Genomic DNA, 26,229 nt, shown 5'->3' with positions numbered 1-26,229 from the left:
CACGTGTCGTCGTGGCGGGTCCGCCCCGCGCCCGTCGGCGGGGCCGGTCCCGGTCGGCCGGGCCGCCGACGGTCAGGACGGGTGCCCGGTCGGGTCGCCCTCGGCGGCCCGGTGGCGACGCAGGGTGTCCTGCACGATCGCGGTCTGTCGGGCGAGGGTCCGGCCGGCGAGCATCTCCCGCAGCGGCACCCGCAGGCCCCACTCGTCGTGGATCCGGCGGGCGAGCTGGGTGATGAGCAGCGAGTCCCCGCCGAGGGCGAAGAAGTCGGAGTCGTCGTCCAGTTCCGGATGGCCGAGCACCTCGGCCCAGAGCTTCGGCACCAGGACCGCCGGGTCGGGTCCGGACCTCCCGGGCGCGGTCCCGGACCCGGTGGTGGTCGCCTCGGCGGACGCGGCACCGGTCGGGGCCGTCCCGGTGGCCTCGGACGCCGGGTCGGGCCCCTGCGGGGTGGCGGCGGCCACCCGTACCTCGGGGGCGAGCCACCGCCGACCGCCGAAGGCGTACCCGGGCAGGTGGACCGGGTACCCGTCGGCTCCGGCGAGCCGGTCCAGGGCGATCGGCTGCCCCCAGGTCCAGAGGGTGCCGAGGGCGGTCAGCACCTCCGCCTCCCCCCGACCGTCGCGCAGCGGACAGAGCGGCACCCCGGCCATCCCGGCCGCCTCGGCCAGCCCGGTCAGGACCCGGCCGGGCCCCACCTCGACGGCCACCGCCCCGGGGAACCGGCCCAGTACGTCGGCGAGGGCGTCGCCGAAGCGGACCGGCTGGCGGGCCTGGGCGACGTAGGTCTGCGCCGGTACCGGCTCCCCCGGGTCGATCAGCCGACCGGTCAGGTTGCCCGCGTACGGCACCACCGGTGAGTGCAGGGTGATCCCGTCGAGGACCCGGGCCAGCTCCGGCAGGGCCGGGGCGATCAGGGCGCTGTGGAAGGCGTGGCTGGTCCGCAGGATCCGGTGGAACACCCGGTCGCCGAGCAGGTCGGCGAAGCGGCGTACCTCCTGCGGGGTTCCGGCGACGGTGCAGCTGTCGGCGCTGTTGACAGTCGCGACCTCCAGCTCGGCGTCGGCCTCGCGGAGCAGGTCCCGGGCGGTGGCCGCGTCGCAGCCGAGGGCGAGCATCGCCCCGGGCGGGCAGTCCTGCATGGCCCGCCCCCGGGCGGCCACGAAGCGGACCGCGTCGGCCAACCCGAACGTCCCGGCCAGGCAGGCGGCGGTGAGCTCGCCGAGGCTGTGCCCGACCAGGGCGGCCGGGGTCACCCCGAGTGCGGTCAGGGCCCGACCGGCGGCGTACCCGACGGCGAAGAGCGCCGGTTGGGCGAGGGCGGTGGCGGCGAGGTCCTCGGCGGGGAAGTCGGTGTCGTACAGCGCCCGGCCCAGCCGCTCGGACAGCTCCGGGTCGACGGCGTCGAGCACCTCGGTGAGGGCGTCGTCGAAGCCGGAGAGGGCGGCGGCCAGCGGTGCCGCCATCCCGGGCTGCTGGGTCCCCTGGCCGGGAAGGAGGAACACCACCGGTGCCGGTCCGTCGGCGGGCACCCGACCCCGGACCGCCTCGGCGTCGCGGGTCAGCCGCTCGGCGACCTCGGCGCTGGTCCGCCCGGTGACGGCCAGTCGCTCCGGCAGCGCGGCCCGCCCGGTGACCAGGGTGTACGCCACGTCCGCCAGGTCCGGCTCGTCCCGGTGCAGGTGCTCGGCGAGCCGCCCGGCGGTCCGGGTCAGCGCCTCGGGGTCGGCTGCCGAGAGCACCACCAGCCGGTCCCGTCGGGGCCGGGCACCGGTGGCCGGGGGCGGGGGCGGCGCCTCCACCACCACGTGGGCGTTGGTGCCACCGATGCCGAACGAGCTGACCCCGGCCCGCCGTGGCTGCGGGCCCGACCAGGCGGTGGCCTCGGTGGGGACGTACAGCGGGGAGTCCTCGGTCTCCAGCAGCGGGTTGAGCGCGGTGAACCCGGCGACCGGGGGGACGACGCCCTCCTTGACCACGCGCATCGCCCGGATCAGCCCGGCCAGCCCGGAGGCCGCGTCGAGGTGCCCGACGGCGGCCTTCAGGGCACCGACGGCGACCTGACCGGGGCGGGCCCCGGCGGCGGCCAGTGCCGTGGACGCCGCCGACCACTCGATCGGGTCCCCGACCCGGGTTCCGGTGGCGTGCGCCTCCAGGTACCCGATGGACTCCCCGTCGACGTCGGCGGCGGCGAGTGCGGCCCTGATCACCGCCTCCTGCCCCGTCTGGGAGGGGGCGTAGAAGCCCGCCTTCTCGGCCCCGTCGTTGTTGATCGCCGTGCCGAGCAGGACACCGTACGGTTCGGCCCCCTCCTCGACGGCGTCGGCGAGGCGGCGCAGCACCACCGCCGCACCCCCGGAACCGGCCACCACCCCGTCGGCGGCGGCGTCGAACGGTCGGCAGTCACCGGTGACGGACTGGATACCGCCGGGGACGTGCAGGTGGCCCCCCTGCGGAAAGTCGATCCCGGCGGCCACCACCACCGCCTGGTCGCAGTCGCCGTTGAGCAGCGCCTGAACTGCCAGGTGGACTCCGACCAGCGACGACGAGCAGGCGGTCTGCACCCCGAGTGCCGGGCCGGTCAGGCCGAGCTTGTACGAGATCAGGCCGGCGACGAAGTCGGGTTCGGTGCCGTGCAACGCCTGGTCGAGGGTGAGCGGGTCGAGCGGCCCGCCGGCGAGCATGGTCCGGAGGTAGCCGCTCCCGCTGCCTGAGGCGTACACCCCGGTGGTGATCCGGTCACCGCAGCCGGCCGTACCGGCGTCCTCCAGGGCGGCCCAGGCCGCCTCCAGCATCAGCCGGTGTTGGGGGTCCATGAGTTCGGCGTCGCGTCCGCTGATCCGGAACAGCGTGTTGTCGAACCGGTCGGCGTCGGCGAGCAGGCCCCGTACCGGCACGTAGTCCGGGTCGTCGACGAGGTCGGCGGGGACTCCTGCGGCGAGCAGCCCGTCGCGGTCCAGTCGGGTGGTGAGCACCCGACCGGCGAGCATCGCCTCCCACCAGTCGTCAAGGTCGGCCACGGCGGGGAAGCGGGCGTACACACCGGTGACGGCGATGTCGAGTGATCGGTCTCGGCTCATGTCCTCACCTTCGACGCGGGTTCGCACCGGTCCGCCCCGGCGAGCCGGGATGCGACCGCGGCGGGGTCCGGACCACCGCTCGGGGCGGCGGCCACTCCAGGTTGCCCCATCAGGCAACCTCTGGCAACGTGGGAGGCACAGTTGGCAACAAAGAAGTGTCGATCTTGCGGCGACGATGCCGGTTCCACCACGTCGAGGGAGGAAACGCGTGCAGCCAGATCCGAGGTGGACCGCCGGGCCACCGTCCACGCTGCCCGACGAGGGTCTGCACCAACAGGTCGCCCGGGTCGCGGCACGGCGACCGACGGCCACCGCCCTGATCGACGGCGACCGGCACGTCGGCTACGCCGAGCTGGACCGCGCCGCCGACGCCCTCGCCGCCCGGCTCGTCGAGGCGGGAGTCCGCCCCGGTCACCTGGTGCCGATCCGGCTGCCCCGGGGCACCACACTGGTCACCGCCCTGCTCGCGGTCCTCAAGACCGGGGCCGCGTACGCCCTGGTCGACCCCGCCTGGCCGGCGGCCCGGCTCCGCGAGGTCACAGCGACCCTCGACGCCCCGCTGCTGGTCACCGACGAGGAGACGCCCGACGTGGCGGTGCCGGTGTTGCGCCCGCAGGTCGGGACGGACAGCGGACCCGTCGACTTCCGGCCCGCCGAGGTCGACGGGGACGCCCCCTGCTGCGTCTTCTTCACCTCCGGCACCACCGGGCGGGCCAAGGGGGCGCTCACCCCGCACCGGGCCACCGCCCGGCTCTTCACCCCCGGCACCTTCGCCACCTTCGACGAGCGGACAGTCGTCGCGGTCGCCGCCCCGGTCCCGTGGGACGCCTTCTCCCTGGAACTGTGGGCGGCCCTGCACCAGGGCGGTACGGCGGTGCTCGTCGAGGAGCCGTACCTGACCGCCGACGCCCTGCGGGAGGTGATCGGCCGGCACGGGGTCACCACCGCCTGGCTCACCAGCAGCCTGTTCGACATGGTGGTGGACGAGGACCCGGCGGCCCTGACCGGCCTGCGCCAACTGATGATCGGTGGGGAGCGGCTCAGCCCCGGCCACGTCGCCCGGTTCCTGCGTCACCACCCCGACGTCCTGCTGCTCAACGGGTACGGCCCGGTGGAGAACACGGTCTTCGCCACCACCCACCGGATCACCCGGGCCGACTGCGACCGCCCCGACGGGATCCCACTGGGCCGCCCGGTCCCCGGCACACAGGTCCACGTCCTGGACGGCGACCGGCCCTGCGCCGTCGGCGAGACCGGGGAGATCTGCGTGGTCGGCGACGGCCTCGCCCTCGGCTACGTCGGTGACCCGACACTGACCGCCGAGAAGTTCGTCACCGTCGAGGTCGACGGCCGGAAGGTACGCGCGTACCGGACCGGGGACCTCGGCCGGTGGGACACCGACGGGCTCCTGCACTTCCAGGGCCGGGCCGACCGGCAGGTGAAGATCAGGGGGCACCGGATCGAGCCGGCCGAGATCGAACGTCGACTGGTGGAACTCCTGCCGGTCCGGGCCGCCCGGGTGCTCGTCGAGCGGCAGGCCGACGCCGACCCCCGGTTGCTGGCCTGGTGCGTCCCCCGGCACCCCGGGGACCCCCTCGACGACGCCCTCGACCTCCTCCGGGCGGAGCTGCCCGGCTACCAGGTACCGGCCGAGGTGACCGGCGTCGACGCGTTCCCGGTCACCCCGCAGGGGAAGCTGGACGAGCGGGCACTGCTGGCCGCGTACCGTCCGACACCGGTGTCCGACGGTGCCGAGCCGTTGTCCGGGAACGGCCCCGACCCGGCACGGAGCCGCCACGCCCCGGTGGTCGCCCAGGTCTTCGCGGAGGTCCTGGGCCGCGCCTCGGTCGGCACCGACGTGCCCTTCGGCGCACTCGGCGGCACCTCCCTGGCGGCCGGACGGGTCTGCGCCCGGCTCGCCGCCCGACTCGACCGGCCCGTTCCCCTGGGCCGGTTCCTGGCCGCACCGACCGTCGCCGCCCTCGCCGAGTGGTTGGACGGCACCGACCGACCGGAGCGGGCCGACACCGACCCGCAGGCCGGCATCGTCCCGCTGACCCCGATGCAGCTGGTCTACCTGACCCGGCATCTGCTCGATCCCGCCGACCTGACCTCACACTGCCTGCTGACCTGGGTGGTGGAGGGCGACCTGGACCGGGCGGCGTTGCGCGCTGCGGTCACCCACGTGCAGACCCGGCACGAGCCGCTGCGCGCCGCGTACCTGGCCGACCCCCGGCCGGTCGCCCAGGTCCTCGACGTCGACCCGCCGCCGGTGGAGGAGTTGCCCGAGCAGCCGTCGGTGGCCGCCGCCGTCGACGCTCTCCGGGGCCTGTTCACCGCCGAACTGCTGATCGAGGAGGCCGACGTGTGGCGGGTGGCGCTCGCCCCGGCCGGGGCGGTCACAGTCCTCGGCATCGTGGTGCACCACATCGCCTTCGACGGCTGGTCCGAGTCGGTCCTCGCCCGGGACCTCGCCGCCGGGTACGACGCCGCCCGACTGGGCACCGTACCCCCGTCCCGGCCCGCTCCGCCGTCCCTGGCCCGGGCGTGGCGCGACCACACCGAACGGCTCGCCGAGGCAGGGCTCGACGAGCACCGGGAACACCTCCGGGTCGAGCTGGCCGGGGTGCCCGCGATCACCTGGCCGGGTTTCCCGACCCCGGTGGGGCGTACCGAACCCGGGCTGGTCGAACTCACGATCCCACCGGAGGTCGTGGCCCGGGTGGACGCCGAGGCGCGGAACGCCGGGGTCAGCCGGTTCGTGGCGTTGCTGCGCCACCACGGGGCGGCGCTGTCCGAGGTCACCGGGGACACCGACCTGGCCGTCGGGGTCCCGGTCGCGCAACGCCACGGCAGCGGATCGGAGGACGCCGTCGGCTGCCACCTGAGCATGGTCTGCGTACGGCTGCGCGAGTCGGCCCTCTCCGACGCCCCGACCGCCCTGGCGGCGACCGGCCGGGCCTTCGGGGCCGCCTTCGCCGCCCAGGACGTCCCCGTGCCCGACCTGCTGCGGATGACCGACCTGCCCGGTGGACACCGCCCGCCGTTGTTCCAGACCCTGTTCGCACTCCAGGACAACCCACCACCCACGCTGGACCTGGCCGGGGTCGGCACCACCTTCGTCCGCCAGCCGTACCTGGACCTGCCGTTGGAGCTGCACACCGAGCTGTGGCCGAGCGCCGACGGGGGGCTCCGGCTGACCGTCTGGCACCGACCGGACGCGGTGACCGGCTCCTGCGCCAGGGAACTTGCCAAACGGTTCGAGGAGCGGCTGCACACGATCACCCCGGAGGGCCACCGATGAGCGTCGTCGCCGACCGACCCGACCTGGACCTCGACCCCCACCGCCTGGTCGACCCGGAGGTGCACGTCCACGGCGACCAGTACGCGATCTGGCACCGGATGCGCAGGCAGACCCCGGTCCACAGGCATCCGGCCGGGGACCTGCCCGCCTTCTGGTCGCTGACCCGCTACGCCGACGTCCGGGCCGTGTACCGCGATCCGGAGACGTTCAGCTCCCGGCACGGGGTGCTGCTGCGCCCGGTCGCCCTCGGTGAGGACCCGGGCGGCGGGATGACCCTCGCCCTGACCGATCCGCCCCGGCACAAGCAGCTGCGCGCAGTGGTCGCCGACTGGTTCACCACCCGTGCGGTGCGGTCCCTCACCGACCGGATCGAGGACTGCGTCAGGTCGGTGCTGGACCGGGCGTACGAGCAGGGTCGGTGCGACTTCGTCCACGACGTGGCCGGGCGACTGTCGATGCACGTCATCGGGACCATCATGGGGGTGCCCGAACGCGACCACGACGCCCTGTTCCGGTGGACCAACGAGGCGTTCGAGGCGGGTGTCTCGCTGGCCGCGCACCGGGAGCTGATGGCGTACTTCATCGACCTGATGGAGCAGCGGATCGACGACCCGACCGACGACCTGGTCAGCATGATGGCCGGCGGCACCCTCGGCGACGACCTCCTCACCGAGGAGGAGATCGTGCTCAACTGCGAGAACATCATCGGTGCCACGGAGAACGGCCGGTTGGCGATCGCGGGCGGGATGCAGGCCCTCCTGGAACACCCGGAGCAGTGGGCGCGGCTGCGCGCCGACCGGGACCTGCTGCCCACCGCGATCGAGGAGATCCTGCGCTGGACCTCCAGCGCCACCCACAGCATGCGGACCGCCACCCGGGACTGTGAGATCGACGGGGTACCCGTCGCCGCCGGGGACCGGGTGGTCCTCTGGGTGCCGTCGGCCAACCGGGACGAGACGGTGTTCGACCAGCCGGACCGGTTCGACGTCGGACGCACCCCCAACCGGCACCTCGCGCTCGGCATCGGTGAGCACGTCTGCATCGGCGGCACGCTGGCCCGCGCCCAGCTGCGGATCCTCCTCACCGCCCTGCTGGACACCGCCGGGCGGATCGAGTCGGCCGGTCCGGTGCAGCGGGTCCGGTCGATCGCCGTGGCCGGCCCCGAGCACCTCCCGTTACTGATCAACCCCCGGTGACCGACGGCCGGGGCGGGGTCGGTCCCCCGCCCCGGCCGGCACCGGGTCACTGGGCGTCGCGCCAGGCCAGCCAGCGGCGAAGCAGCCCGAGGTCGTAGTCCGGTCCGCTGACACCGAGGGTGAACAGCGAGACCCCCGCGTCGCGCAGCTTCGGGCCGAGGTCGTCAGGTTCCCCGGCCGGGGAGGGTCCACCCCCGACGCTGCCGGAGATCTCGATCCGGTCCGGGTCCCGGCCCACCGCCGCGCAGTGCTCCCGCAGCACCCCCGCCTTGTGCCGGAGGGTGTCCGGGTCGCCGAAGGCGTGCCAGATGTCGGCGTACTCGGCGACCAGCCGCAGGGTACGGCGTTCCCCGCTGCCTCCGACGAGGACCGGCATCCGCCGTACCGGCGGGGGGTTCAGGACTGTCAGCCGGGACTGGATCCGGGGCAGTGCCCGGGTCAGGTCGTCGAGGCGGCGGGCCGGGGTGGCGGGGTCGTAGCCGTAGTCGGTGAAGTCCCGATCGAACCAGCCGGACCCGAGGCCGAGGATCACCCGGCCGCCGCTGACGTGGTCGACGGTCCGGGCCATGTCCGCCAGCAGGTCCGGGTTGCGGTAGCCGACGCAGCTGACCAGGGGACCCAGCTCCACCCGCGTGGTGGCCTCGGCCCAGGCCGCCAGCATCGTCCAGCACTCGAAGTGTCGGCCGTCCGGATCACCGTCGAGGGGGAAGAAGTGGTCCCAGGTGAACAGGACGTCCACCCCGAGCTCCTCCGCCTCGGCCACCGTCTCGCGGATCTTCGCGTACTCGGCGTGCTGGGGTTGCAGTTGCAGGGCGATCCGTATCGGGCGCATCGGTGGTCTCCGTCTCTCTAGGCCGGGAAGAGTGCGTCGAGGAAGGCGTTGCGGAACGTTCCGGTCGGGTCGAGGGTGGCGGTCAGTTCGCGGAAGTCGGTGGCGCGCGGGTAGGTGGCGACGATGTGGGCCGGGTCGGCGGCGGTCAGCTTGCCCCAGTGCGGGCGGGCGCCCAGCGGCAGCAGCGCCGCCTCGACGGCCCGGATCGCGGGCGCGACAGCGACCGGATCCGTCTCCCAGGTGAAGTGGATCGTCGTGCTGTCCCGCCGGTACGCGGGGCTGAGCCACAGGTCGTCGGCGCGGACCGTCCGCAGTTCGGAGATCTGCAACACCGGGGCCAGGGTCGGGGCGAGTCGACGCAGGGCGGTGACCGCCTCCGCCGTCCGGTCCCGGGGCAGGTAGTACTCCGACTGGAGTTCACCGCTGGAGCCGGGGACGTGGTCTGGCCGGAAGTGCGGCAGCCGCTCGTGCCACGGCCCCGGCACACCGAGCTGCTCGGTGCAGTTGTCAGCCGGCAGCTCCGGCACCGGGTGCAGCGGTTCGGTGGCGGCCCGGCCCCCGGCCCACTCCCCCGCCGGCCGGTCGGTACGCCGCTTGAGCCAGACGACCGCCTCCCCCGAGGACCAGTCGGTGAAGACGCTGACGCTGTAGGCGGCACTGAAGACCTCGTCGGCCTGCTCGGTGACCTCGTCGAGCGGGACCTGGACCCGGACGTGCTGGGCGACCAGGTAACTCGGTTCGACGTCGAGCGTCAGCCGGGTCACCACCCCCAGCGCGCCGAGGGCGACCACCGCGCCGGGGAAGGTCTGCGGGTCGGCGTCCCGGCTCAACTCCACCAGGTCGCCCTCGGGGCCGACGAGTTGGACCGCCCGGACCGCCGCCGCCAGGCCGGGCAGGTCCCGACCGGAGCCGTGGGTGCCGGTGGCCACCGACCCGGCCACCGAGATGTGCGGCAGCGAGGCGAGGTTGGCCAGCGCGTACCCGGCCGGTTCGAGGGCGGCGGCGACCTCGGCGTACGTCGCCCCGCCGGTGACGGTGACGGTGGCGGTCCCCGGGTCGAGCCGGACCGCTCGGGGCAGCCGGTCGAGCCGGACCAGGTCCCCGGCGGTGTCGGCGACGGTGCTGAACGAGTGGCCGCTGCCCAACGCCCGGATCCGGCGGCTCGCCGCCACCGTCGCGCGCAGTTCGTCGAGGGTGCCCGGCCGGTGCAGCCGGACCGCGTTGAAGGTGACGTTGCCGGCCCAGTTTCGGACCCTGACCAGGGTGTCGGACATTGATCACCACTTCCGATCGGTCGGGCCGACGGGCCGCTGCCCGCCGGCGGTGGACGGGGTCAGCGGACGCGTTGCCGACGACCGGGGCCGGGTGCCCGGCGGCGGCGCACCGCCCGGGTCGGCGTGAGCGCCGACGGTCGCCAGGCCTGCCAGGTGCTGGCCACCATGTCGTGCAGGCCGTTCCGGGCCCACCAGGACATCTCGGTGCCGATCTTGTCGACGGCGGCGACCACCTCGGGCGGGTCACCGGGGCGGGACGGGACCACCTCGACCTCCACCGGCAGGCCGGTCACCTCCCGGACCGCCGCCAGGACCTCCAGGACTGAGTACCCGCTGCCGGTGCCGACGTTGTAGACGTCGGCGCACCGGTCGGACTCCAACCGGGCGACGGCCGCCGCGTGAGCGTCGGCGACGTCGGCGACGTGGACGTAGTCGCGTACCCCGGTTCCGTCCCGGGTGGGGAAGTCGACCCCGGTGACGACTGCGGGTCGACCGGTGGTGAGCCGCTGGAACACCCGGGGGAACAGGCTCTCCCCGCCGGTGTCGGAGCAGACCGGGTCGGCGGTGCCGACGATGTTGAAGTACCGCAGGGCGATCCAGGAGACGTCGTGGGCCGCCCCGCAGGCCCGCAGCATCCACTCGCACATCAGCTTCGTCTCGCCGTACGGGTTGATGGGGGCGGTGGGGGTCTGCTCGGTGACCCGGGTGCACGGCGGGCTGCCGTACACCGCAGCGCTCGACGACAGCAGCATCCGGGTCACGCCGACGTCGACCATCGCCTGGAGCAGGGAGCGCATCCCCTCGACGTTCTGCTCGTAGTACCAGAGCGGCAGGGCCACCGACTCGGGGGCCGACTTGCGGGCGGCGAGGTTGACCACACCGGTGATCCGGTACCGCCGCAGGGTGTCGGTGACGACGGCCCGGTCCAGGCCGGACACGACGAGTGGGACGTCGGCGGGGACCCGTTCCCGGACCCCTGTGGACAGGTCGTCGAGGACCACCAGGTGGCGTCCCTCGGCACGCAGTCGTCGTACGACGTGGGAGCCGATGTAACCGGCGCCGCCGACGACCAGCCAGGTCATCTCGGTCTCCGGGGCACGTCGGCCCGGGATCGGTACCGCAGTCGCATGGTCTCCGCCTCTCCGCCTCACCGTCCGCGCCCCGGCGGTACCGCCCGGACGGCAGACTCCAGTGTGCCAACCATTGCCAAAACTTGCCAACCAGCGTCCACACAAGTTGGCAAGTTAGTCAAGTCCGTGAGACGCTGAGGGCAGCGCAGGCCATCGGCCTGGCACCCAGCCGAGAGGGAGGACGCGGTGGCCGCGACGGGCGAGGTGGCACTGGTGACCGGGGCGAACCGAGGGATCGGTCGGGAGACCGCCCGGCAACTGGCCCACCAGGGGATCACCGTCCTGCTGGGCAGCCGGGACCCCGGACGCGGTGCGGCGGTCGCCGCCGAACTGGCCGCCGAGGGTGCCCACGTCGTGGCGGTGCCGCTCGACGTCACCGACCCGGAGAGCGTGTCGGCGGTCGCCCGGCAACTCGACGACGGGTTGGGCCGGCTCGACATCCTGGTCAACAACGCGGGTGCGTTCCAGCCCGCCACCGCCCTGGCCACCACCGCACCGGTCCTGCGGGAACTGTTCGAGGTGAACCTCTTCGGGGTGGTCACTGTGACCCAGGCGATGCTGCCCCTGCTGGCCCGGTCCACGGCACCGCGCATCGTCAACGTGTCCAGCACGACGGCCTCGCTCACCCTCACCGCCGACGGGGCCGACCTGCCCGGTGACGCCGACGTCCGGATGGCGTACACCTGCGCCAAGGCCGCCCTGAACATGCTGACCATCCAGTACGCGCGGGCGTTCCGACACGACCCGGAACACGCCCACGTGAAGATCAACTCGGCGACGCCGGGCTACACCGCCACCGACATGAACGCCTTCCGGGGCACCCGACCGGTGTCCGACGGTGCCCGGATCATCGTCGACCTCGCCACCCTGCCGGCCGACGGACCGACAGGTGGCTTCTTCGGCGACCGGGGGCCCGTCCCCTGGTGAGGCCCGACCCACCGGCACCGGAGGGACACCTGCGCGGCGACCCGCGCCCAGAGAGGAGACCGACATGCTCGACACACACGCCCCGTCGACCCCCCGCATCGGCGTACGCCGTCTGGCCGGTGCGATCGGTGCCGAGATCACCGGCGTGGACGCCGGCGGACCGCTCGACCACGACGTGATCACAGTGATCCGGGCCGCCCTGCTGGAGCACAAGGTGGTGTTCCTCCGCGACCAGCAGCTCGACTACGCCCAGCAGGTCGCCTTCGCCGAACGGTTCGGCGAGCTGACCCAGGGCCACCCGATCTTCGCCCCGCCACAGCAGAAGCCGTTCCTACGGGAGATCGACTCCGCCCAGGGCACCCGGGCCAACCACTGGCACACCGACCTGACCTTCGTGGACCGGCCACCGGCGATCGCCCTCCTGCACGCGGTGGTCATCCCGCCGGTGGGCGGGGACACCATGTGGGCCAACGCGGTCGCCGCGTACCAGGCGCTCCCGGCGGAACTGCGGGAACTGGCCGATCAGCTGCGGGTCGTGCACAGCAACGACTCCGACTACACCGACGCGACGGTGGTCCACGGCAGGCTCGACTACGTCTCCACAGTGTACGAGACCGAGCACCCGGCGGTCCGGGTGCACCCGGAGACCGGGGAACGGGCCCTGGTGCTCGGCGGGTTCGCCAAGCGGATCAGCGGGCTGAGCCCGTCGGCCTCCCGTGACGTCCTGCGGGCCCTGCAGGAGTACGTCACCGTTCCAGAGCACACCGTACGGTGGCAGTGGCGCGTCGGGGACCTCGCGATCTGGGACAATCGGGCCACCCAGCACTACGCGATCTACGACTACGGCACCGAACACCGCCGCTGCGAGCGGGTCACCGTCGCCGGGGACGTCCCGGTCGGCGTGGACGGCCGACCCGCCGTCGTCCTCCGGGGCGACACGTCGACGTACTCCGGCACCGGCGACTGACCCACCATCGGCGTCGCGGGCGGCGGTGACCCGGTCCACCGCCGTCCGCGACCCCCGTCCCTGCGAAGCTGAGTCGAGGTCCCTGTGACAGCAGCGCAGAAGTCCGACGTACCGGCCGAGACGGTCACCACGGATCCGAAGGTCCGGACCCCGTCCCTGGTCGCCCTGGTCCTCCTGCTGGGGGTCGGGCCGTTCGCCACCGACACCTACATCGCCGCGCTCCCCCAGCTACAGGAGTCGCTGGCCACCAGCGCCACCGTCGCCCAGCTCACCCTCACCACGTTCGTCGTCGGGCTGGCCACCGGGCAGCTCCTGCTCGGGCCGCTGAGCGACGCGTGGGGCCGACGGCGACTGCTGTTGGCCGGGTGCGCCCTGTTCGTCGTCCTCTCCGTGGTCTGCGCCGTCGCCCCGAACGGCACCGTCCTGGTCACCGCCCGGCTGTTGCAGGGGGTCGTCGCCGGCGGCGGGGTGGCGCTGGCCCGGGCCACCGTCACCGACACCCACCGGGGCGACCGGGCCGCCGCCACCTTCGGCCTGATCTCGTCGATCACCTTCCTCAGCCCGGTGATCGCCCCGGCCGTCGGCGGGGTGATCCTGGCCAACGGCACCTGGCGTACTGTCTTCTTCGCCCTGGCCGGGCTCGGGGTGGTGATGTTCGTCGCGGTGCTGGTCGGCATCCGGGAGACCCTTCCGGCGCACCGGCGGCAACCGGCGGGCCTGCGCCAGACCGGCCTGCGCATGGCCGACCTGGCCCGGGACTGGGGGTTCATGCGGCACGTGGTGCTGGTCTGCCTGGCCACCGGCGGTTTCTTCATCTACATCGGCGGCTCGTCGTTCGTCCTCCAGACCGCCTTCGACGTCACGCCGTCGACGTACACGATCGTCTTCGCCACGAACGCCGCCGCGATGGCCGGGGCCGGGCTGCTCTTCCGGGTGCTGGTGCTGCGGGTCGGGGCGGAACGCCTCCGGGTCGTCGGGGTCGCCGTCTCCACTGCTGGCGCGCTGGCCCTGCTGGCCACCGCCCTGCTCGACCCGGCGGTGGTGCCGCTGGCCCTCCCGTGGTCACTGCTCTGCCTGGTGGTGGGCGGGATGGGGTTCACCATGCCCGCCACGACGGCCCTCGCCCAGGAGGCCGGGCGTCGCTCCGCCGGCACCGCCGCCGCCCTCCAGGGCGGGCTGAGCTTCCTCACCGGCGCCCTGGTGACGCCGGTGACAGGTCTGCTCGGCTACGACACGCTGCTGCCGATGGCCGCGGCGACCGCCGTCTTCTTCGTCGCCGCCGCCGTCCTCCTGTACGCCGTCTCCCGCCCTCGCCACCGCCTGCCCTGACGCGACGGAGTGTGGCGCACGCCACGATTCTGACCGATCGGTCAGGCTCTGACCGATCGGTCAGGCATCCTGGTCGGCAGGGGGTGGACCGATGGCCAGAGCGGTACCGGAGACACACGACGAGATCCTCGCGGCGGCGGCGCGACGATTCGCCGTCTCCGGGTACAAGGGCACCTCGTTGCAGGACATCGCCCGCGAGGTGGGGTGCTCCAAGGCGGCGGTGCTCTACCACTTCGCCAGCAAGGAGGCCCTGCTCGGGGAGCTCATGGCACCGGCGATCGCGGCGCTGCACGCCATGGTCGACGCCTTCGACGGGCTGACCGGTGCCGCCGCCCAGCAGGCCGCCGCCGAAGGCTTCGTCGACCTCGCGGTGCGGTTCCGCCGGGAGATCACGTTGCTCCGGGGAGACCTGCCCGAACTGCTCTGCCTGCCCGAGTTCGCTCCCGTTCAGCACGCCAGCGAACGGCTGATCGAGGCCCTCGCCGGGTCGGACCGACCGTCCGCCCGGGTCGCCGCCCTCGTCGTCCTCTCCGGCATCGCCCACGCCTGCCCGGAGTTCGGCGACCTCTCCGACGACGAACTACGCCCCGCTCTGCTGGCGGTCCTCCGTCGGGCCGTCGAACCGCCGGACTGACCGGCAGGGGTGGTCGTCCGAGACGGGCGGCCACTGCGTACCACCCCTCCCGACCGATCCCACCAACCCCGAGGACAAGGATCTCCATGGCGACCCTGTTGTACCGGCTCGGCCGGGCATCGTTGCGCCGCAGGCGACTCGTCGTCGCCGTATGGCTCGTCGTGCTCGTCGGCCTCGGCCTCGCCGCGGCGACGCTGCGCGGCCCCATGTCGAGCAACCTCACGATGCCCGGCACCGAGTCGCAGCAAGCACTCGACCTGCTCGCCGAGAAGTTCCCGGCCGCCAGCGGAGCCACCGGCACCATCGCGGTCAAGGCTCCCGCCGAGGGGGCGCTGGCCTCCCCCGAGGGGCAGGCGGTGGTGCAGAGCCTGGTCGAGGAGGCGACCCGGGTGCCCGGGGTCGTCGGGGCGGTGAACCCCCTCCAGGCCGGCGCGGTCTCCCCCGACGGCCGGTACGCGCTCGTCCAGGTGCAGTTCGCCGACCGGGCCGACAGCATCACCGAGGAGCAGCGGGAGGCGTACGGCGAGGTCGGGGCGGCAGCCGAACAGCAGGGCTGGGAGGTGGCGCCCGGCGGTGAGGTGCTCGCCGCCGTACCGGAGATCGGATCGAGCGAGGCGCTCGGTGTCGTGGTGGCCGCCGTCGTCCTGGTGATCACCTTCGGGTCCCTGGTCGCCGCCGGGATGACGATGCTCAACGCGCTGATCGGTGTCGGCGTCGGCATGGCCGGCCTGTACGCGCTCAGCAACGTCTTCGAGATGACCGACGTCACCCCGGTCCTGGCCCTGATGCTGGGCCTGGCGGTCGGCATCGACTACTCCCTGTTCATCACCTCCCGGCACCGACAGAACCTCATGGAGGGGCTGGAACCCGACGAGGCGGTCGGGCGGGCTGTCGGCACCGCCGGCTCCGCGGTGGTCTTCGCCGGGGCGACAGTGGTCATCGCCCTGGCCGGGCTCTCCGTCGTCGGCATCCCCTTCCTCAGCGCGATGGGTCTGGCCGCGGCCGGCACCGTCACCGTCGCCGTCCTGGTCGCCATCACCCTCCAGCCGGCCCTGCTCGGGTTCGCCGGTCTCCGGGTGCTCTCCCGCAAGCAGCGGGCCGCGATCGCCGGCACCGGCGAGCAGGACGTCGAGCGGCGGACCCCGGCCGAGGACCGCTCCACCTTCGGCTTCCGGTGGGCGAATTGGATCACCAGGTTCCGCATCCCGGTGATCCTGGCCGGGCTGGTCGGCCTCGGCCTGCTCGCCGTGCCGGCGTTGGACATGCGGCTGGCCCTGCCGGACGCCGGCACCGCCCCGGTGGGCTCCCCGGCCCGCGACAACAACGACCTGATCCAGGAGGGCTTCGGGTCGGGCTTCACCGGTCGGCTCGTGGTCGTCGTCACCGGGGACCAGCCGCAGGCCGTCCAGGCCGCCGTGCCGCAGGTCAGCCAGGTCATCCAGGGCACCCAGGGGGTGCTGGCAGTGGCCCCGCCGCAGTTCAGCCCGGACGGCGACACCGCCCTGGTGGCGGTCGTCCCGCAGTCCGGCCCGACCGACGTGGCCACCGAGGAACTGGTCCACGACATCCGTACCTCGGTGCCCGACGTCGGCCCGGTGGACGTCCTGCTGACCGGGGCCACCGCCGTCGGCATCGACGTCTCCGAGAAGCTCGCCGACGCCATGCCGGTCTACCTGGTGATCGTGGTCGGGCTGTCGATCCTGCTGTTGATGCTGGTGTTCCGGTCGATCCTGGTGCCTGTCAAGGCCGCGCTGGGCTTCCTGCTCACGGTGGCCGCGACCTTCGGGATCACGGTCGCGGTGTTCCAGGAGGGGACCCTTGCCGGACTGGTCGGGCTGGACACCCCCGGCCCGCTGATCAGCTTCCTGCCGATCCTGCTCATCGGGATCCTGTTCGGCCTGGCCATGGACTACGAGGTCTTCCTGGTCTCCCGGATGCGGGAGGACTTCGTCCACGGCGACACCGCCCACCAGGCCACCATCAACGGGATGGGGCACGGGGCGCGGGTGGTCTCCGCCGCCGCACTGATCATGATGTCGGTCTTCGGGGGCTTCGTCTTCTTCCTCGACGACCCGGTGATCAAGTCGATCGGGTTCGCCCTCGCCATCGGGGTGGCGATCGACGCCTTCGTGGTCCGGATGACCATCGTTCCGGCGGTGATGTCGCTGCTGGGCAAGAGGGCCTGGTGGCTGCCGCGGTGGCTGGACCGGGCCCTGCCCAACGTCGACATCGAGGGTGAGAAGCTGCGCGCCAGGCTCGACGAGCAGCCGGCCGCCCGCGCCTGACCACGCTGACCGTCAGGGGCCCTCGTCCATCGAAGAGCGATGACGGGGGCCCCTGCTCACACCCCGGCGGGCCAGGTCTCGCGTTCGCCGGGGGTGGGCACTGCGGCCAGCGGGCGCAGGGCGGTGGTCTCGTCACACCAGACGAACCCGTCGTACCGCTGCGCCAGCCGGGTCGGCACGTAGTTGCCCCAGGACTCGAAGGCCGGGTCGTAGACCACCCCGATCGCCCGGTGGTCGACCGTCTCGGTCACCCAGCCCGGCTGGTCCGGGCCGTCGAAGACCAGCACCGCCCGCTCCGGCAGCAGCTCGTGCATCCGCTGCTCGACCGAGCCCGGTCGGGCCGGCGGCACGACCATCGTCTCGACCGTCGCCCCCCACCTCGGCGCGGCGGTCACTGTGCCCCGGTACGACCCGAACCCGATCAGGACCACGTCGTCCGGGCCGTACCGTTCTCGGGCCAGTTGACCGATGGTGACCATCCCGTCGTCTGACATGTCGGTCGCCCGACCGTCGCCGACGTGCGTGTTGTGCGCCCAGACGATCCCTCTGGCCTGCGGGCCGTACCTGTCGAGCAGCCGGTCGAGGGTGTCGGCCATGTGGACGTCCCGGACGTTCCACGACTGCGCCCCGCCGCCGACCATCGCCCGGTAGTACCGTTCCGCACCGGCCACCACCGCCGCGTTCTGCCAGGCCGAGAAGCGGTCCGGGCCGTCCGAGGCGGCGTGTTCCCGGGTACGGGCCAACAGCCGGATCACCTCCTCCTCGCAGCGGGCCGAGACGAACCGGCTCGCCACGCCGTACTCGTCCAACCGTCGGCCGTACGGCTCGAAACAGGCGTACGCCTCCTGCACCGCCTCGAACGAGTCCGGGTCCTCCTCGCCCACGTAGTCGAGGATCGCCTGCATCGACTCCCAGAGGCTGTACACGTCGAGCCCGTGGAAGCCGACCCGTACCGTCTCGGGGCGGTCCAGGTTCCAGGCCCGCAGCCACCGGGCGAACCGGGCCACCTCCGCGTTCGCCCACATCCAGGTCGGCCACCGCTCGAACCGCCGCAACGCGGCGTGCGGGTCCGCCGCGCTCCCGGGCATCCCGAGCACCGACCGGTTGACCCGGTCGCAGTCCGGCCAGTCCCCCTCCACCGCCACGAAGGAGAACCCGCCCTCGGCGATCAGCCGCCGGGTGAGCTGTTCCCGGATCCGGTAGTAGTCGTGGCTGCCGTGGGAGGCCTCCCCGACCATCACCACCCGGGCGTCGCGGACCCGTTCCAGCAGCGGATCGAAGTCGCTCGGTGCGCCGAGCCGCCGTACCAGCATGGTCGCGGCTACCCGAGCACCAGTGGGACAAACCGGCATGGCCCGCGACGCACCGGGTACGCGACGGCGACTGCTCAGACCTCGACGGTCCGGGCGGTGGCGCGGGCGGTCTCGGCGGCGGTGAGGACCGCCACCACCTCCCGGCCGAACCGTACGTCGCAGCGGTGGTCCCGGGTGCCGGAGTCGATCTCGGTCACCAGTTGGTCGATCGCCGCAGCGAAGGCGGGCAGCGGACCGCCCTCGCCGAGCGGCACCGACCGGACCCCGTTCTCGCCGTAGAAGACCGTCTCGTGGCGGACCACCTCGGGTGGGGCGTCGAGGGTCAGCGACACGGTGCTGCTGGCCCCGTCCTCGTGGGTGAGGACCAGGTTCACCAGCCCGCGTGGGCCGTCCACGGCGGCCACCCGGGTGACCCGGCCCAGGACCGGGAGGAGGACCGACAGGGCGTGGGGACCCAGGTCCCAGAGCCCACCGTGCTGCCGACGCCAGAGCGAGTCCCGGTACGGGCTCTCCGGTCGGAAGGCCGACGCCGACCGCAGCGCGTGTGCGGCGTACCACCCCCCGGCGGCGGCCGTGGCGGTGAGGAAGGCGTCGACGGCGGGCTGGAACCGGGCGGTGAAGAAGACCACCGACGCGACGCCGGACCGCTCGGCGGCCGACACCACCAGGTCGGCGTCGGCAGCTGTCAGCGCGAGCGGCTTGTCGAGAAGGAGGTGCCGTCCGGCGGTGGCCGCCCGGAGGGCGATGTCGGCCTGGACGTCCGGCGGGAGCGCCACCGAGACCGCGTCGACCGCCTCGATCAACGCGTCGGCGTCGTCGTACGCAGCGACCCCGTACCTGTCGGCGAGGACGGCGGCCTTCGCCGGGTCCCGCCCCCAGACTCCGGCCAGCTCGACCCGGGAATGGGCGTCGAGGGCGGCACCGTGGGTCTCGGTCGCCCAGTGACCGGTGCCGAACAGGCCGAACCTCAACACGCGGACCCCCTCCGTCGTCGTGGTGATCCACGCTAGTCGGCGACGGGGACCGCCGCAGCCCTCCTGAGGCGGGGGCGGTCGTTCGGTGCCGACCGGGTCGCCACCCGACGAGATGTACTACGACGCTTAGTAGGCTGTGGCGGTGACCGAGACAGAATCCGGGCGGCCCCGATGAGCAGCCCTGTGCCGACCGGTTCGCCGATCGACGGCTTCCTCGCCGTGGCGACGATCGTGGCGTCCCTGCTCCTCGCGGTCTGGGCGCTGGTGGCGGCGCTGCGTCACCGGCCACCGGACCGGGTGCAGTTCGTCGGACTGGCGGTGGTGGAGGTCGGGCTGCTCGCCCTGACGGTGCTGGCGCTGGTCGCGCTCGCCGGTGGGGAACGGCCTGGTGAACCTGCCACCTTCGCCGGATACCTGGTGACGTTGGTGTGCCTGCCGCCGCTGGCCGCCGTGCTGGCCAGGATGGAGCCCACCAGGTGGGGTTCGGCGATCGTCTGCGCGGTCTGCCTGACCACCCCTGTCGTCGTGGTCCGGCTCCAGCAGACCTGGGAGTTCGTCGGTGGCTGAGACGGCGACCAACAGGGGGCCGGGGCGGCTGCTGATCGCTGTCTACCTGCTGTTCGCGATCGCCGCCAGCGCCCGGGCCGGGGTGCAGATCGCGACGAAGCTCGCCGAGGCCCCGGTGGCGTACCTGCTCTCCGGGGTCGCTGCGGTGATCTACATCGTGGCCGCTGTGGGGCTGGCCCGGGCCGGCACCGGTGGACGGCGTACGGCGTTGGTCTGTTGCCTGGTGGAGTTCTTCGGTGTCCTGGGGGTGGGCACGCTCAGCCTGGTCGAGCCGCACCTGTTCCCGGAGGCCACGGTCTGGTCGGAGTTCGGCAGCGGGTACGGGTACATCCCGCTGGTCCTGCCGGTGCTCGGCCTCGCCTGGCTCTGGCACTCCCGACCCACCCCGCCCTGACCGTGGCCCCCGGGGAGGTTCACCCCAGCGGACCCCGGCGCAGCCGGATCCACCGGTAGCCGTACCCGTTGATCCGGACCGTGTCCATCTTGCCCAGTTCCTCGTAGGATCGGTCGGCCAGCACGTCGATCGGCAGTTCCGCCTCGTCGGCGAGCAGACCCAGGTCGACCACGGCGTCCTCGGTGCCCAGGTTGTGCAGGAAGACCATCGTCCCGGTCGCCCCGTCGGCACGGTGGGCGAGCACCCCGGCGGGCATCGGGACGTCGATGTGGGTGGTCGAGCCGGAGCCGATCTCGGGGGCCTCCCGCAGGGTCCGGATCATGCGCTCGAACCAGGACAGCAGCGAGTTGCGGTCCTTGCGTTGGGCTGTGACGTTCACCGTCGGGTAGCCGTACTCCCCGGACTCGATCACCGGGCGGACCAGCTTCTCCGCCTCCGCCGCGGAGAACCCCGCGTTCGGCTGGTACGACCACTGCATCGGGGTACGGATCGCCTCCCGGCCGTGCAGGTCGAGGTTCTCCCCCATCCCGATCTCCTCCCCGTACCGCAGCACGGGGGTGCCCCGCAGGGAGAACTGCAACGAGTACGCCAACTCGATGCGCCGCCTGTCGTTGTCGAGCATCGGGGCGAACCGGCGGCGGATGCCACGCTCGTAGATCCGCATGTGCTCCTCGGGGCCGAACTGCGCGTACACCTGCTCACGCTGTTCGGCGGTGAGCCGGGACAGGTCGATCTCGTCGTGGTTGCGCAGGAAGGTGGCCCACTGCCCGCCCTCGGGGAGCTTCGGGGTGTCCCGCAGCGCCTCGATCACCGGCTCCGGGTCCTGTCGGGCCAGGGCCAGCATCAGTCGTCCGTTGAGCATGAAGTCGAAGAGCATGTGCAGCCGGTTGCCGGAGCCGGCGTTGTCGCCGAAGAACTGGGGCAGCTCGTCCGGTTCCACGTTCGCCTCGGCGAGCAGGACCGCGTCGCCCCGGCGCCACTGCACGTGCTGGCGCAGCTCGGTGAGGTAGTCGAAGTCCTTCGGCGAGTCGGGGTGGCCGGGCTCGGTCAGCTCGATGATGAACGGCACCGCGTCCATCCGGAAACCGGCGACGCCGAGCTGGAGCCAGAACGAGATGATCTTTTTGATCTCGGCGCGTACCTCCGGATTGTGGAAGTTCAGATCCGGTTGGTACTTGTAGAACCGGTGGTAGAACCAGGACTTGGCGGTCCGGTCGTAGGTCCACGTCTCGTGCTGCTCGCCCGGGAAGACCATCCCCTGGTGCCTGTCGGTCGGCTCGTGGTCGGCCCAGACGTACCAGTCCCGGTAGGGCGAGTCCGGCGAGGAACGTGCGGAGACGAACCAGGGGTGCTCGTCGGAGGTGTGGTTGACGACCAGGTCGATGATGATCCGGATACCCCTGTTGCTCGCCTGGTGCAGCAGCTCGGCGAAGTCGCCGAGGGTGCCGAAGCGGGGGTCCACGTTGTAGAAGTCGGTGACGTCGTAGCCGTCGTCCTTGTTCGGCGACGGGTGGATCGGATGCAGCCAGAGGCAGGTCACACCCAGCCTGGCCAGATAGTCGAGGCGGCTGATGAGCCCCGGGATGTCGCCCACCCCGTCGGCGTTCGAGTCGGCGAACGTGTCGATGTCGAGGCAGTAGACGACCGCCTCCTGGTACCACCTGTCACCCATGGGGACTTCCCTTTTCCGTACGCCGGCTGCGGCAAACGCGAGTTCCCCTCGACCCGGCCCGCTGACACCCGTCGATGGTGAGTGCGGGGTCGGACGGGGCGGGGTGGGCTCCGGTACGGTCGCGGCATGAGCGCCGACCTGGTACCCCCCGCCCACCCCGTCGACTGGTCCCAGGGGGCCTGGCTGAACCCGCCGGTCAGCGCCGAGCCGACCCCCGAGGGGGGCCTGCGGGTGCGGCCGGCCGAGGGTGCGGACTTCTGGCGGCGGACCAGCTACGGGTTCGTCCACGACAACGGGGAGGCCCTGCTCGCCCCCCTGCCCGTCGGGCAGGCGGTGGAGGTCGACTTCCTGATGGACTTCTCCGGGCAGTTCGACCAGGCCGGGGTGCTGGTCCGGGTGGACGAGGCGAACTGGGTCAAGACGGGGGTGGAGTTCTGCGACGGGCTGCCCCAGGTCGGTGCGGTGGTCACCCGGGAGTTCTCGGACTGGTCGACGGCCCCGGTCCCGGGGTGGACGGGACGGGTGGTCAGCGTCCGGGTCAGCCGGAGCGGGGACGCCCTGACCATCCGGGCCCGGGCCGAGGGGGAGCCCTGGCACCTGGTCCGGCTGGCCCCCCTGGACCCGGCTGCCACCGCCCTGGCCGGCCCCTTCTGCTGCGCCCCCAGCCGGGAGGGGCTCCAGGTGCACTTCACCGCCTGGCGGCAGGGCCCCGCCGACCTCGGGGTGCACCCCGAGGTGTGAGTGGCAGGTGTGGTCGGGCCCGGGTGGGGTACATCCGGCTGATGCCCGCCGGGTACCTCCCCGGGTGGTCCCGTCCGGTGGTGCGCCCACCGGACGCGCCGGGAAGGACACCGCGCCATGGCCCTCGCCGAGAACGTCGACCCTGGTGAGCTCGGTGGCCTGACCGGCTGGGTCGCCGGGGTGATCGAGTCCGCCGGGGCGGTCGGGGTGGCCCTGCTGGTGGCCCTGGAGAGCATCATCCCCCCGATCCCCAGCGAGATCGTCCTGGCCCTGGCCGGGTACCTGGCCGGGGAGGGCCGGTTCAACCTGGTGGTGGTCTGGGTGGCCGCCACCGCCGGTTCCCTGCTCGGGGCCCTGGTCCTGTACTGGCTGGGGGCGGCTCTCGGGGAGGACCGGCTCAAGCGGTGGCTGGACCGGCTCCCCCTGGTGGACCTGGCGGACCTGGAGAAGGCGGACCGCTGGTTCGAGCGGTACGACAGGTGGGCGGTGCTCTTCGGACGGATGATGCCGGTGGTCCGGAGCCTGGTCTCGGTCCCGGCCGGGGCCAACCGGATGCCCCTGCCCACCTTCACCCTGCTCACCACGATCGGCAGCGGCATCTGGAACGCCCTGTTCATCGGGCTCGGGTACGCCCTGGGCTCCCGCTGGGAGCAGATCGACCGGTACAGCAGCTGGTTCGACTACGCCATCATCGGCCTGATCCTGCTGATGATCGCCAACTGGGTGGTGAAGAAGGTCCGCCGTCGCCGGCGTACCCGCGAACCCGCCGGCTCCGTGTGAGCAGGGGCCCCGCGCCGACGCTCTGCGGCGACGCGGGACCCCTGCCTCCACTCAGCGGCGGAAGGTGAACCAGTTGACGTTGACGAAGTCGGCGGGCTGCCCGCTGGTGAAGGTCAGGTAGACCGTCTGTCGGCCGGTCACCGGGGTCGTCACGTTCCCCGGGACCGATCGCCAACTCTGCCACCCGCCGGTGTTGGCGACGGAGAACGACCCGATCGGGGTGCTCGTCGGACTGCCCACCCGAACCTCGACCAGGCCGCTGACCCCGGCGGCTGCACCGGAGGCCACCCGGGCGACGAAGTCCCGAGGCGGGGTGGACCCGAAGTCGACGTTGTCGTACCGGACCCAGTTGCCGTTGCCGACGCCGGCGATGTTCTGCCCGCCCTCGGAGCAGGCCTCGACGAAGACGCCGCTCTGGGTGTTGAACGACTCGGACTGGATCGTCGAGTACGCGTCGCGTACCCCGGTCGGCGGCGGGGTGGTCGGCGGCGGCGTGGTGGGCGGCGGGGTGCTTCCCCCACCGCGCTGGTAGACCGCCACGTAGTCGACGAGCATCGGCCGACCGGGCACCGTCGCCGAGGTGGGGGTGGTGAACCCGGCGACGCCGTCGGGGAAGCCGCCGCCCATCGCCACGTTGAGCAGCAGGAAGTATCCGGCGTGGTTGGTCATCTGGCTCCAGTACGGCTCACCGATCTGACCCTGGGTGACCGTGTGGTACTGCTGACCGTCGACGTACCAGCGCAGCTGCTGGGGGCTGACCGAGGTGTCCCACTCGAAGCGGTAGGTGTGGAACGCCGACTGGCAGCTGCTCCCCGGGCAGGTGCGGAAGTTGCTGATGCCGTCCCACTCGTTGCAGGGTCCACCGGGTGCGACCCCGCAGTGCAGGACCCCCCAGACCCGGTTGATCCCGTTGACGTTCTCCATCACGTCGAACTCGCCGATGCTCGGCCAGTTCTGGTAGTTGCCCCGGTACGGCGAGCCGAGCGCCCAGAACGCCGGCCAGTAGCCGAGGGCGGCGTCGCCGGTGACGTTCGGCATCTGGATGCGCCCCTCGATGGCCAGGACGCCGCCGGCGGGGGCCTTGAAGTTGCTGCGCACCGACTCGATCCGGGCCGAGGTCCAGGTGCCGTTCGCCGACCGCAGCGGGGTGATCCGCAGGTTGCCGGCGCCGTCGTGGCTGAGGTTGGAGGTGCTGTTGGTGTACGTCTGAGTCTCACCGGTGCCCCAGTTGGGCGGACCGCCCGGGTAGCCGGTGCCGGTGTCGATGATCCAGTTGGCCGCCGAGGGCAGGGTGTTGGCCGCGCCGGTGAAGTCGTCGGCCCAGACCAGGCTCCACCCGGGAGCGGGGGTGGGGACGGCGGCGTTGGCGCTGACGGCGACGCCGGCCAGCCCGGTGGTGACTGTGGCGACCACGGCCAGGGCCATCCGCAGCCGACGACGCGAGGTGGGGGCGGCAGGTGCCGTTGGGGCAGGTGTCATGGGGTGCCTCTCTGGCGGGACGGGGGTCGAGAGAGCGCTCTCCCAGGAGTTGTACGGAGTCTTAACTAATTTGTCAATGTCAATCGGCACGTCGTGGCGGAGGGTGTCGCCCCCGGTCGTCTGCGCGACGGGCGGAAGTGGCCGGACACGCCGAGGACTGGTTTTCCGCAGTGACCACTCCGGGTAACCAGGAGCCACACGTCGGCGGCGGGCCGACGGCTGCGGAATGGACGGTGGTGGAGATGACCGGGCAGGTTGTGCAGGCTCCGGCAGAGGCGACGGATCCTGCGCAGGCGGCGGGCACAGCCCGAGACGACCTGCTCACCGTGGGCGTGGAGGAGGAGTTCCTCCTCGTCGACCCGCACACCGGGGTCGCGGTCCCCGCCGTCGACCTGGTCATGGAGCAGGTCCCGGCGGAGCTGCACGGACAGGTGGAACGGGAGTTCCAGACCAGTCAGATCGAGATCGGCAGCCCGCCCGGGTTGGAACTGTCCTCCATCCGGCACTCCCTCGGCGTGCTGCGGTCCGCGCTGGCCGAGGCCGCCGACCGGGCCGGCGTACGCCTCCTGGCCATCGGGACCGGGCCCGTCGACGGGCCGATCCCCCCGGTGGTCGACAAGCCCCGGTTCGACAAGATGATCGAGCGGTTCCGGCTCCTGGTGCCCGGCCCCGGCAACAACGGCATGCACGTGCACGTCGGGGTGCCGGACTCGGAAACCGGTGTCCAGGTGCTCAACCACGTCCGCCCCTGGCTGCCGGTGTTGCAGGCGGTCACCGCCAACTCCCCGTTCAGCGCGGGCGAGGACACCGGGTACGCCAGCTGGCGGTCGATCGAGTGGGAACGCTGGCCCTCGGTGGCCCCCACCCCGTACCTGCTCTCCCACGAACACTACGAGCGGATGATCCGACAGCTGATCTCCAGTGGGGTGATGCTCGACGAGGGGATGCTCTACTGGTACGCCAGGCTCTCCGCGAAGTACCCCACCGTGGAGATCCGCCTCGGTGACGTGTGCCCCTCGGTCGACGACGCCGTCCTGGTGGCGGCCCTGGTCCGGGGGATGGTCGCCACCGCGATGACCGACATCGCCGACGGCCGCCCGGCCATCGCGACCGATCACCACCTGCTGGTCGCCGCGCACTGGCGGGCCGCGCACGACGGCCTGGAGGGCGACGGCGTCGACGTCACCACCGGCGAGGTCCGCCCCATGTGGGAGCTGCTCGACGAGATGGTCGACAGGTTGCGTCCGGCGCTGGAGCGGCACGGCGACCTGGCCGAGGTCACCGAACTGCTCGACGCGCTGCGGCGGCACGGCAGCCCAGCGGCCCGGCAGCGGGCGGTGTACGCCCGGTCCG

General features: G+C 72.8%; 20 protein-coding genes. 12 read left to right on the top strand and 8 right to left on the bottom strand.

Annotation, left to right across the window (positions count from 1 at the left end; translation table 11 throughout):
* Positions 1 to 72 precede the first annotated feature (72 nt).
* The gene (locus ABT336_RS04980) at positions 73 to 3,078 is read right to left on the bottom strand and encodes a type I polyketide synthase (RefSeq protein WP_350895194.1); all 3,006 of its coding nucleotides are present in this window, start codon (positions 3,076 to 3,078) and stop codon (positions 73 to 75) included.
* Positions 3,079 to 3,286: 208 nt separating this feature from the next.
* On the opposite strand from ABT336_RS04980, the gene ABT336_RS04975 reads away from it, so the two are divergent.
* The gene (locus ABT336_RS04975) at positions 3,287 to 6,382 is read left to right on the top strand and encodes a non-ribosomal peptide synthetase (RefSeq protein WP_350895193.1); all 3,096 of its coding nucleotides are present in this window, start codon (positions 3,287 to 3,289) and stop codon (positions 6,380 to 6,382) included.
* Positions 6,379 to 7,578, top strand: a complete 1,200-nt coding sequence (locus tag ABT336_RS04970; RefSeq protein WP_350895192.1) for a cytochrome P450 — start codon at positions 6,379 to 6,381, stop codon at positions 7,576 to 7,578. Before ABT336_RS04975 ends, ABT336_RS04970 begins: the two co-directional genes overlap by 4 nt.
* A 46-nt stretch (positions 7,579 to 7,624) precedes the next feature.
* Here the strand turns inward: ABT336_RS04970 and ABT336_RS04965 are convergent, their stop codons facing one another.
* The 3 genes from ABT336_RS04965 to galE are packed head-to-tail and all read right to left on the bottom strand — an operon-like array spanning position 7,625 to position 10,766.
* A complete protein-coding gene (locus tag ABT336_RS04965; protein WP_350895191.1) occupies positions 7,625 to 8,410 on the bottom strand; it encodes an LLM class F420-dependent oxidoreductase in 786 nt (261 codons plus the stop codon).
* 17 nt (positions 8,411 to 8,427) lie between these two features.
* A complete protein-coding gene (locus tag ABT336_RS04960; protein ID WP_350895190.1) occupies positions 8,428 to 9,684 on the bottom strand; it encodes an FAD-binding protein in 1,257 nt (418 codons plus the stop codon).
* 59 nt (positions 9,685 to 9,743) lie between these two features.
* Positions 9,744 to 10,766, bottom strand: a complete 1,023-nt coding sequence (galE, locus tag ABT336_RS04955) for a UDP-glucose 4-epimerase GalE (protein ID WP_350895189.1) — start codon at positions 10,764 to 10,766, stop codon at positions 9,744 to 9,746.
* A gap of 234 nt (positions 10,767 to 11,000) precedes the next feature.
* On the opposite strand from galE, the gene ABT336_RS04950 reads away from it, so the two are divergent.
* The 5 genes from ABT336_RS04950 to ABT336_RS04930 all read left to right on the top strand — a co-directional run bounded on the left by ABT336_RS04950 (position 11,001) and on the right by ABT336_RS04930 (position 16,956).
* Positions 11,001 to 11,741, top strand: a complete 741-nt coding sequence (locus ABT336_RS04950) for an SDR family NAD(P)-dependent oxidoreductase (RefSeq protein WP_350895188.1) — start codon at positions 11,001 to 11,003, stop codon at positions 11,739 to 11,741.
* A gap of 64 nt (positions 11,742 to 11,805) precedes the next feature.
* Positions 11,806 to 12,708 (top strand): TauD/TfdA dioxygenase family protein, encoded by a 903-nt coding sequence (locus ABT336_RS04945; RefSeq protein WP_350895187.1) that lies wholly within the window; start codon positions 11,806 to 11,808, stop codon positions 12,706 to 12,708.
* A gap of 84 nt (positions 12,709 to 12,792) precedes the next feature.
* The gene (locus ABT336_RS04940) at positions 12,793 to 14,037 is read left to right on the top strand and encodes a multidrug effflux MFS transporter (protein WP_350895186.1); all 1,245 of its coding nucleotides are present in this window, start codon (positions 12,793 to 12,795) and stop codon (positions 14,035 to 14,037) included.
* A gap of 91 nt (positions 14,038 to 14,128) precedes the next feature.
* Positions 14,129 to 14,671 (top strand): TetR/AcrR family transcriptional regulator, encoded by a 543-nt coding sequence (locus tag ABT336_RS04935; protein WP_350895185.1) that lies wholly within the window; start codon positions 14,129 to 14,131, stop codon positions 14,669 to 14,671.
* A gap of 86 nt (positions 14,672 to 14,757) precedes the next feature.
* Positions 14,758 to 16,956, top strand: coding sequence for an MMPL family transporter (locus ABT336_RS04930; RefSeq protein WP_350895184.1), 2,199 nt, complete (start codon positions 14,758 to 14,760; stop codon positions 16,954 to 16,956).
* A gap of 56 nt (positions 16,957 to 17,012) precedes the next feature.
* On the opposite strand, the gene ABT336_RS04925 is transcribed toward ABT336_RS04930, so the two are convergent.
* Both ABT336_RS04925 and ABT336_RS04920 read right to left on the bottom strand, forming a co-directional pair.
* Positions 17,013 to 18,269: an erythromycin esterase family protein gene (locus ABT336_RS04925; RefSeq protein WP_350895183.1), complete on the bottom strand. Its 1,257-nt coding sequence runs from the start codon at positions 18,267 to 18,269 to the stop codon at positions 17,013 to 17,015.
* Between the two features lie 74 nt (positions 18,270 to 18,343).
* Entirely contained in the window at positions 18,344 to 19,243 is a 900-nt protein-coding gene (locus ABT336_RS04920) for a Gfo/Idh/MocA family protein (protein WP_350895182.1), read from the bottom strand.
* Positions 19,244 to 19,414: 171 nt separating this feature from the next.
* On the opposite strand from ABT336_RS04920, the gene ABT336_RS04915 reads away from it, so the two are divergent.
* Both ABT336_RS04915 and ABT336_RS04910 read left to right on the top strand, forming a co-directional pair.
* Entirely contained in the window at positions 19,415 to 19,810 is a 396-nt protein-coding gene (locus ABT336_RS04915) for a hypothetical protein (protein WP_350895181.1), read from the top strand.
* A complete protein-coding gene (locus ABT336_RS04910; protein ID WP_350895180.1) occupies positions 19,803 to 20,204 on the top strand; it encodes a hypothetical protein in 402 nt (133 codons plus the stop codon). Before ABT336_RS04915 ends, ABT336_RS04910 begins: the two co-directional genes overlap by 8 nt.
* 19 nt (positions 20,205 to 20,223) lie before the next feature.
* On the opposite strand, the gene ABT336_RS04905 is transcribed toward ABT336_RS04910, so the two are convergent.
* Entirely contained in the window at positions 20,224 to 21,876 is a 1,653-nt protein-coding gene (locus tag ABT336_RS04905; RefSeq protein WP_350895179.1) for an alpha-amylase family protein, read from the bottom strand.
* Positions 21,877 to 22,002: 126 nt separating this feature from the next.
* On the opposite strand from ABT336_RS04905, the gene ABT336_RS04900 reads away from it, so the two are divergent.
* The gene (locus tag ABT336_RS04900; RefSeq protein WP_350895178.1) at positions 22,003 to 22,617 is read left to right on the top strand and encodes a DUF1349 domain-containing protein; all 615 of its coding nucleotides are present in this window, start codon (positions 22,003 to 22,005) and stop codon (positions 22,615 to 22,617) included.
* Between the two features lie 117 nt (positions 22,618 to 22,734).
* Positions 22,735 to 23,397 carry a DedA family protein gene (locus ABT336_RS04895; protein ID WP_350895177.1) on the top strand — a complete coding sequence of 221 codons (663 nt, stop codon included), beginning with the start codon at positions 22,735 to 22,737 and terminating at the stop codon, positions 23,395 to 23,397.
* A 51-nt stretch (positions 23,398 to 23,448) separates the two neighbouring features.
* Here the strand turns inward: ABT336_RS04895 and ABT336_RS04890 are convergent, their stop codons facing one another.
* Complete coding sequence (locus tag ABT336_RS04890; RefSeq protein WP_350895176.1) at positions 23,449 to 24,876, bottom strand: carbohydrate-binding protein; 1,428 nt, start codon at positions 24,874 to 24,876, stop codon at positions 23,449 to 23,451.
* Positions 24,877 to 25,109: 233 nt separating this feature from the next.
* Here ABT336_RS04890 and ABT336_RS04885 point away from each other — a divergent pair.
* Positions 25,110 to 26,229 (top strand): carboxylate-amine ligase (locus ABT336_RS04885; RefSeq protein WP_502891106.1); only part of this gene is annotated, 1,120 nt, incomplete at its 3' end.

Origin of the sequence: Micromonospora sp. NPDC000207 (assembly GCF_040300925.1) — a bacterium.
Taxonomy (GTDB): domain Bacteria; phylum Actinomycetota; class Actinomycetes; order Mycobacteriales; family Micromonosporaceae; genus Micromonospora.
This window is presented reverse-complemented; position numbering and strand designations above follow the sequence as displayed.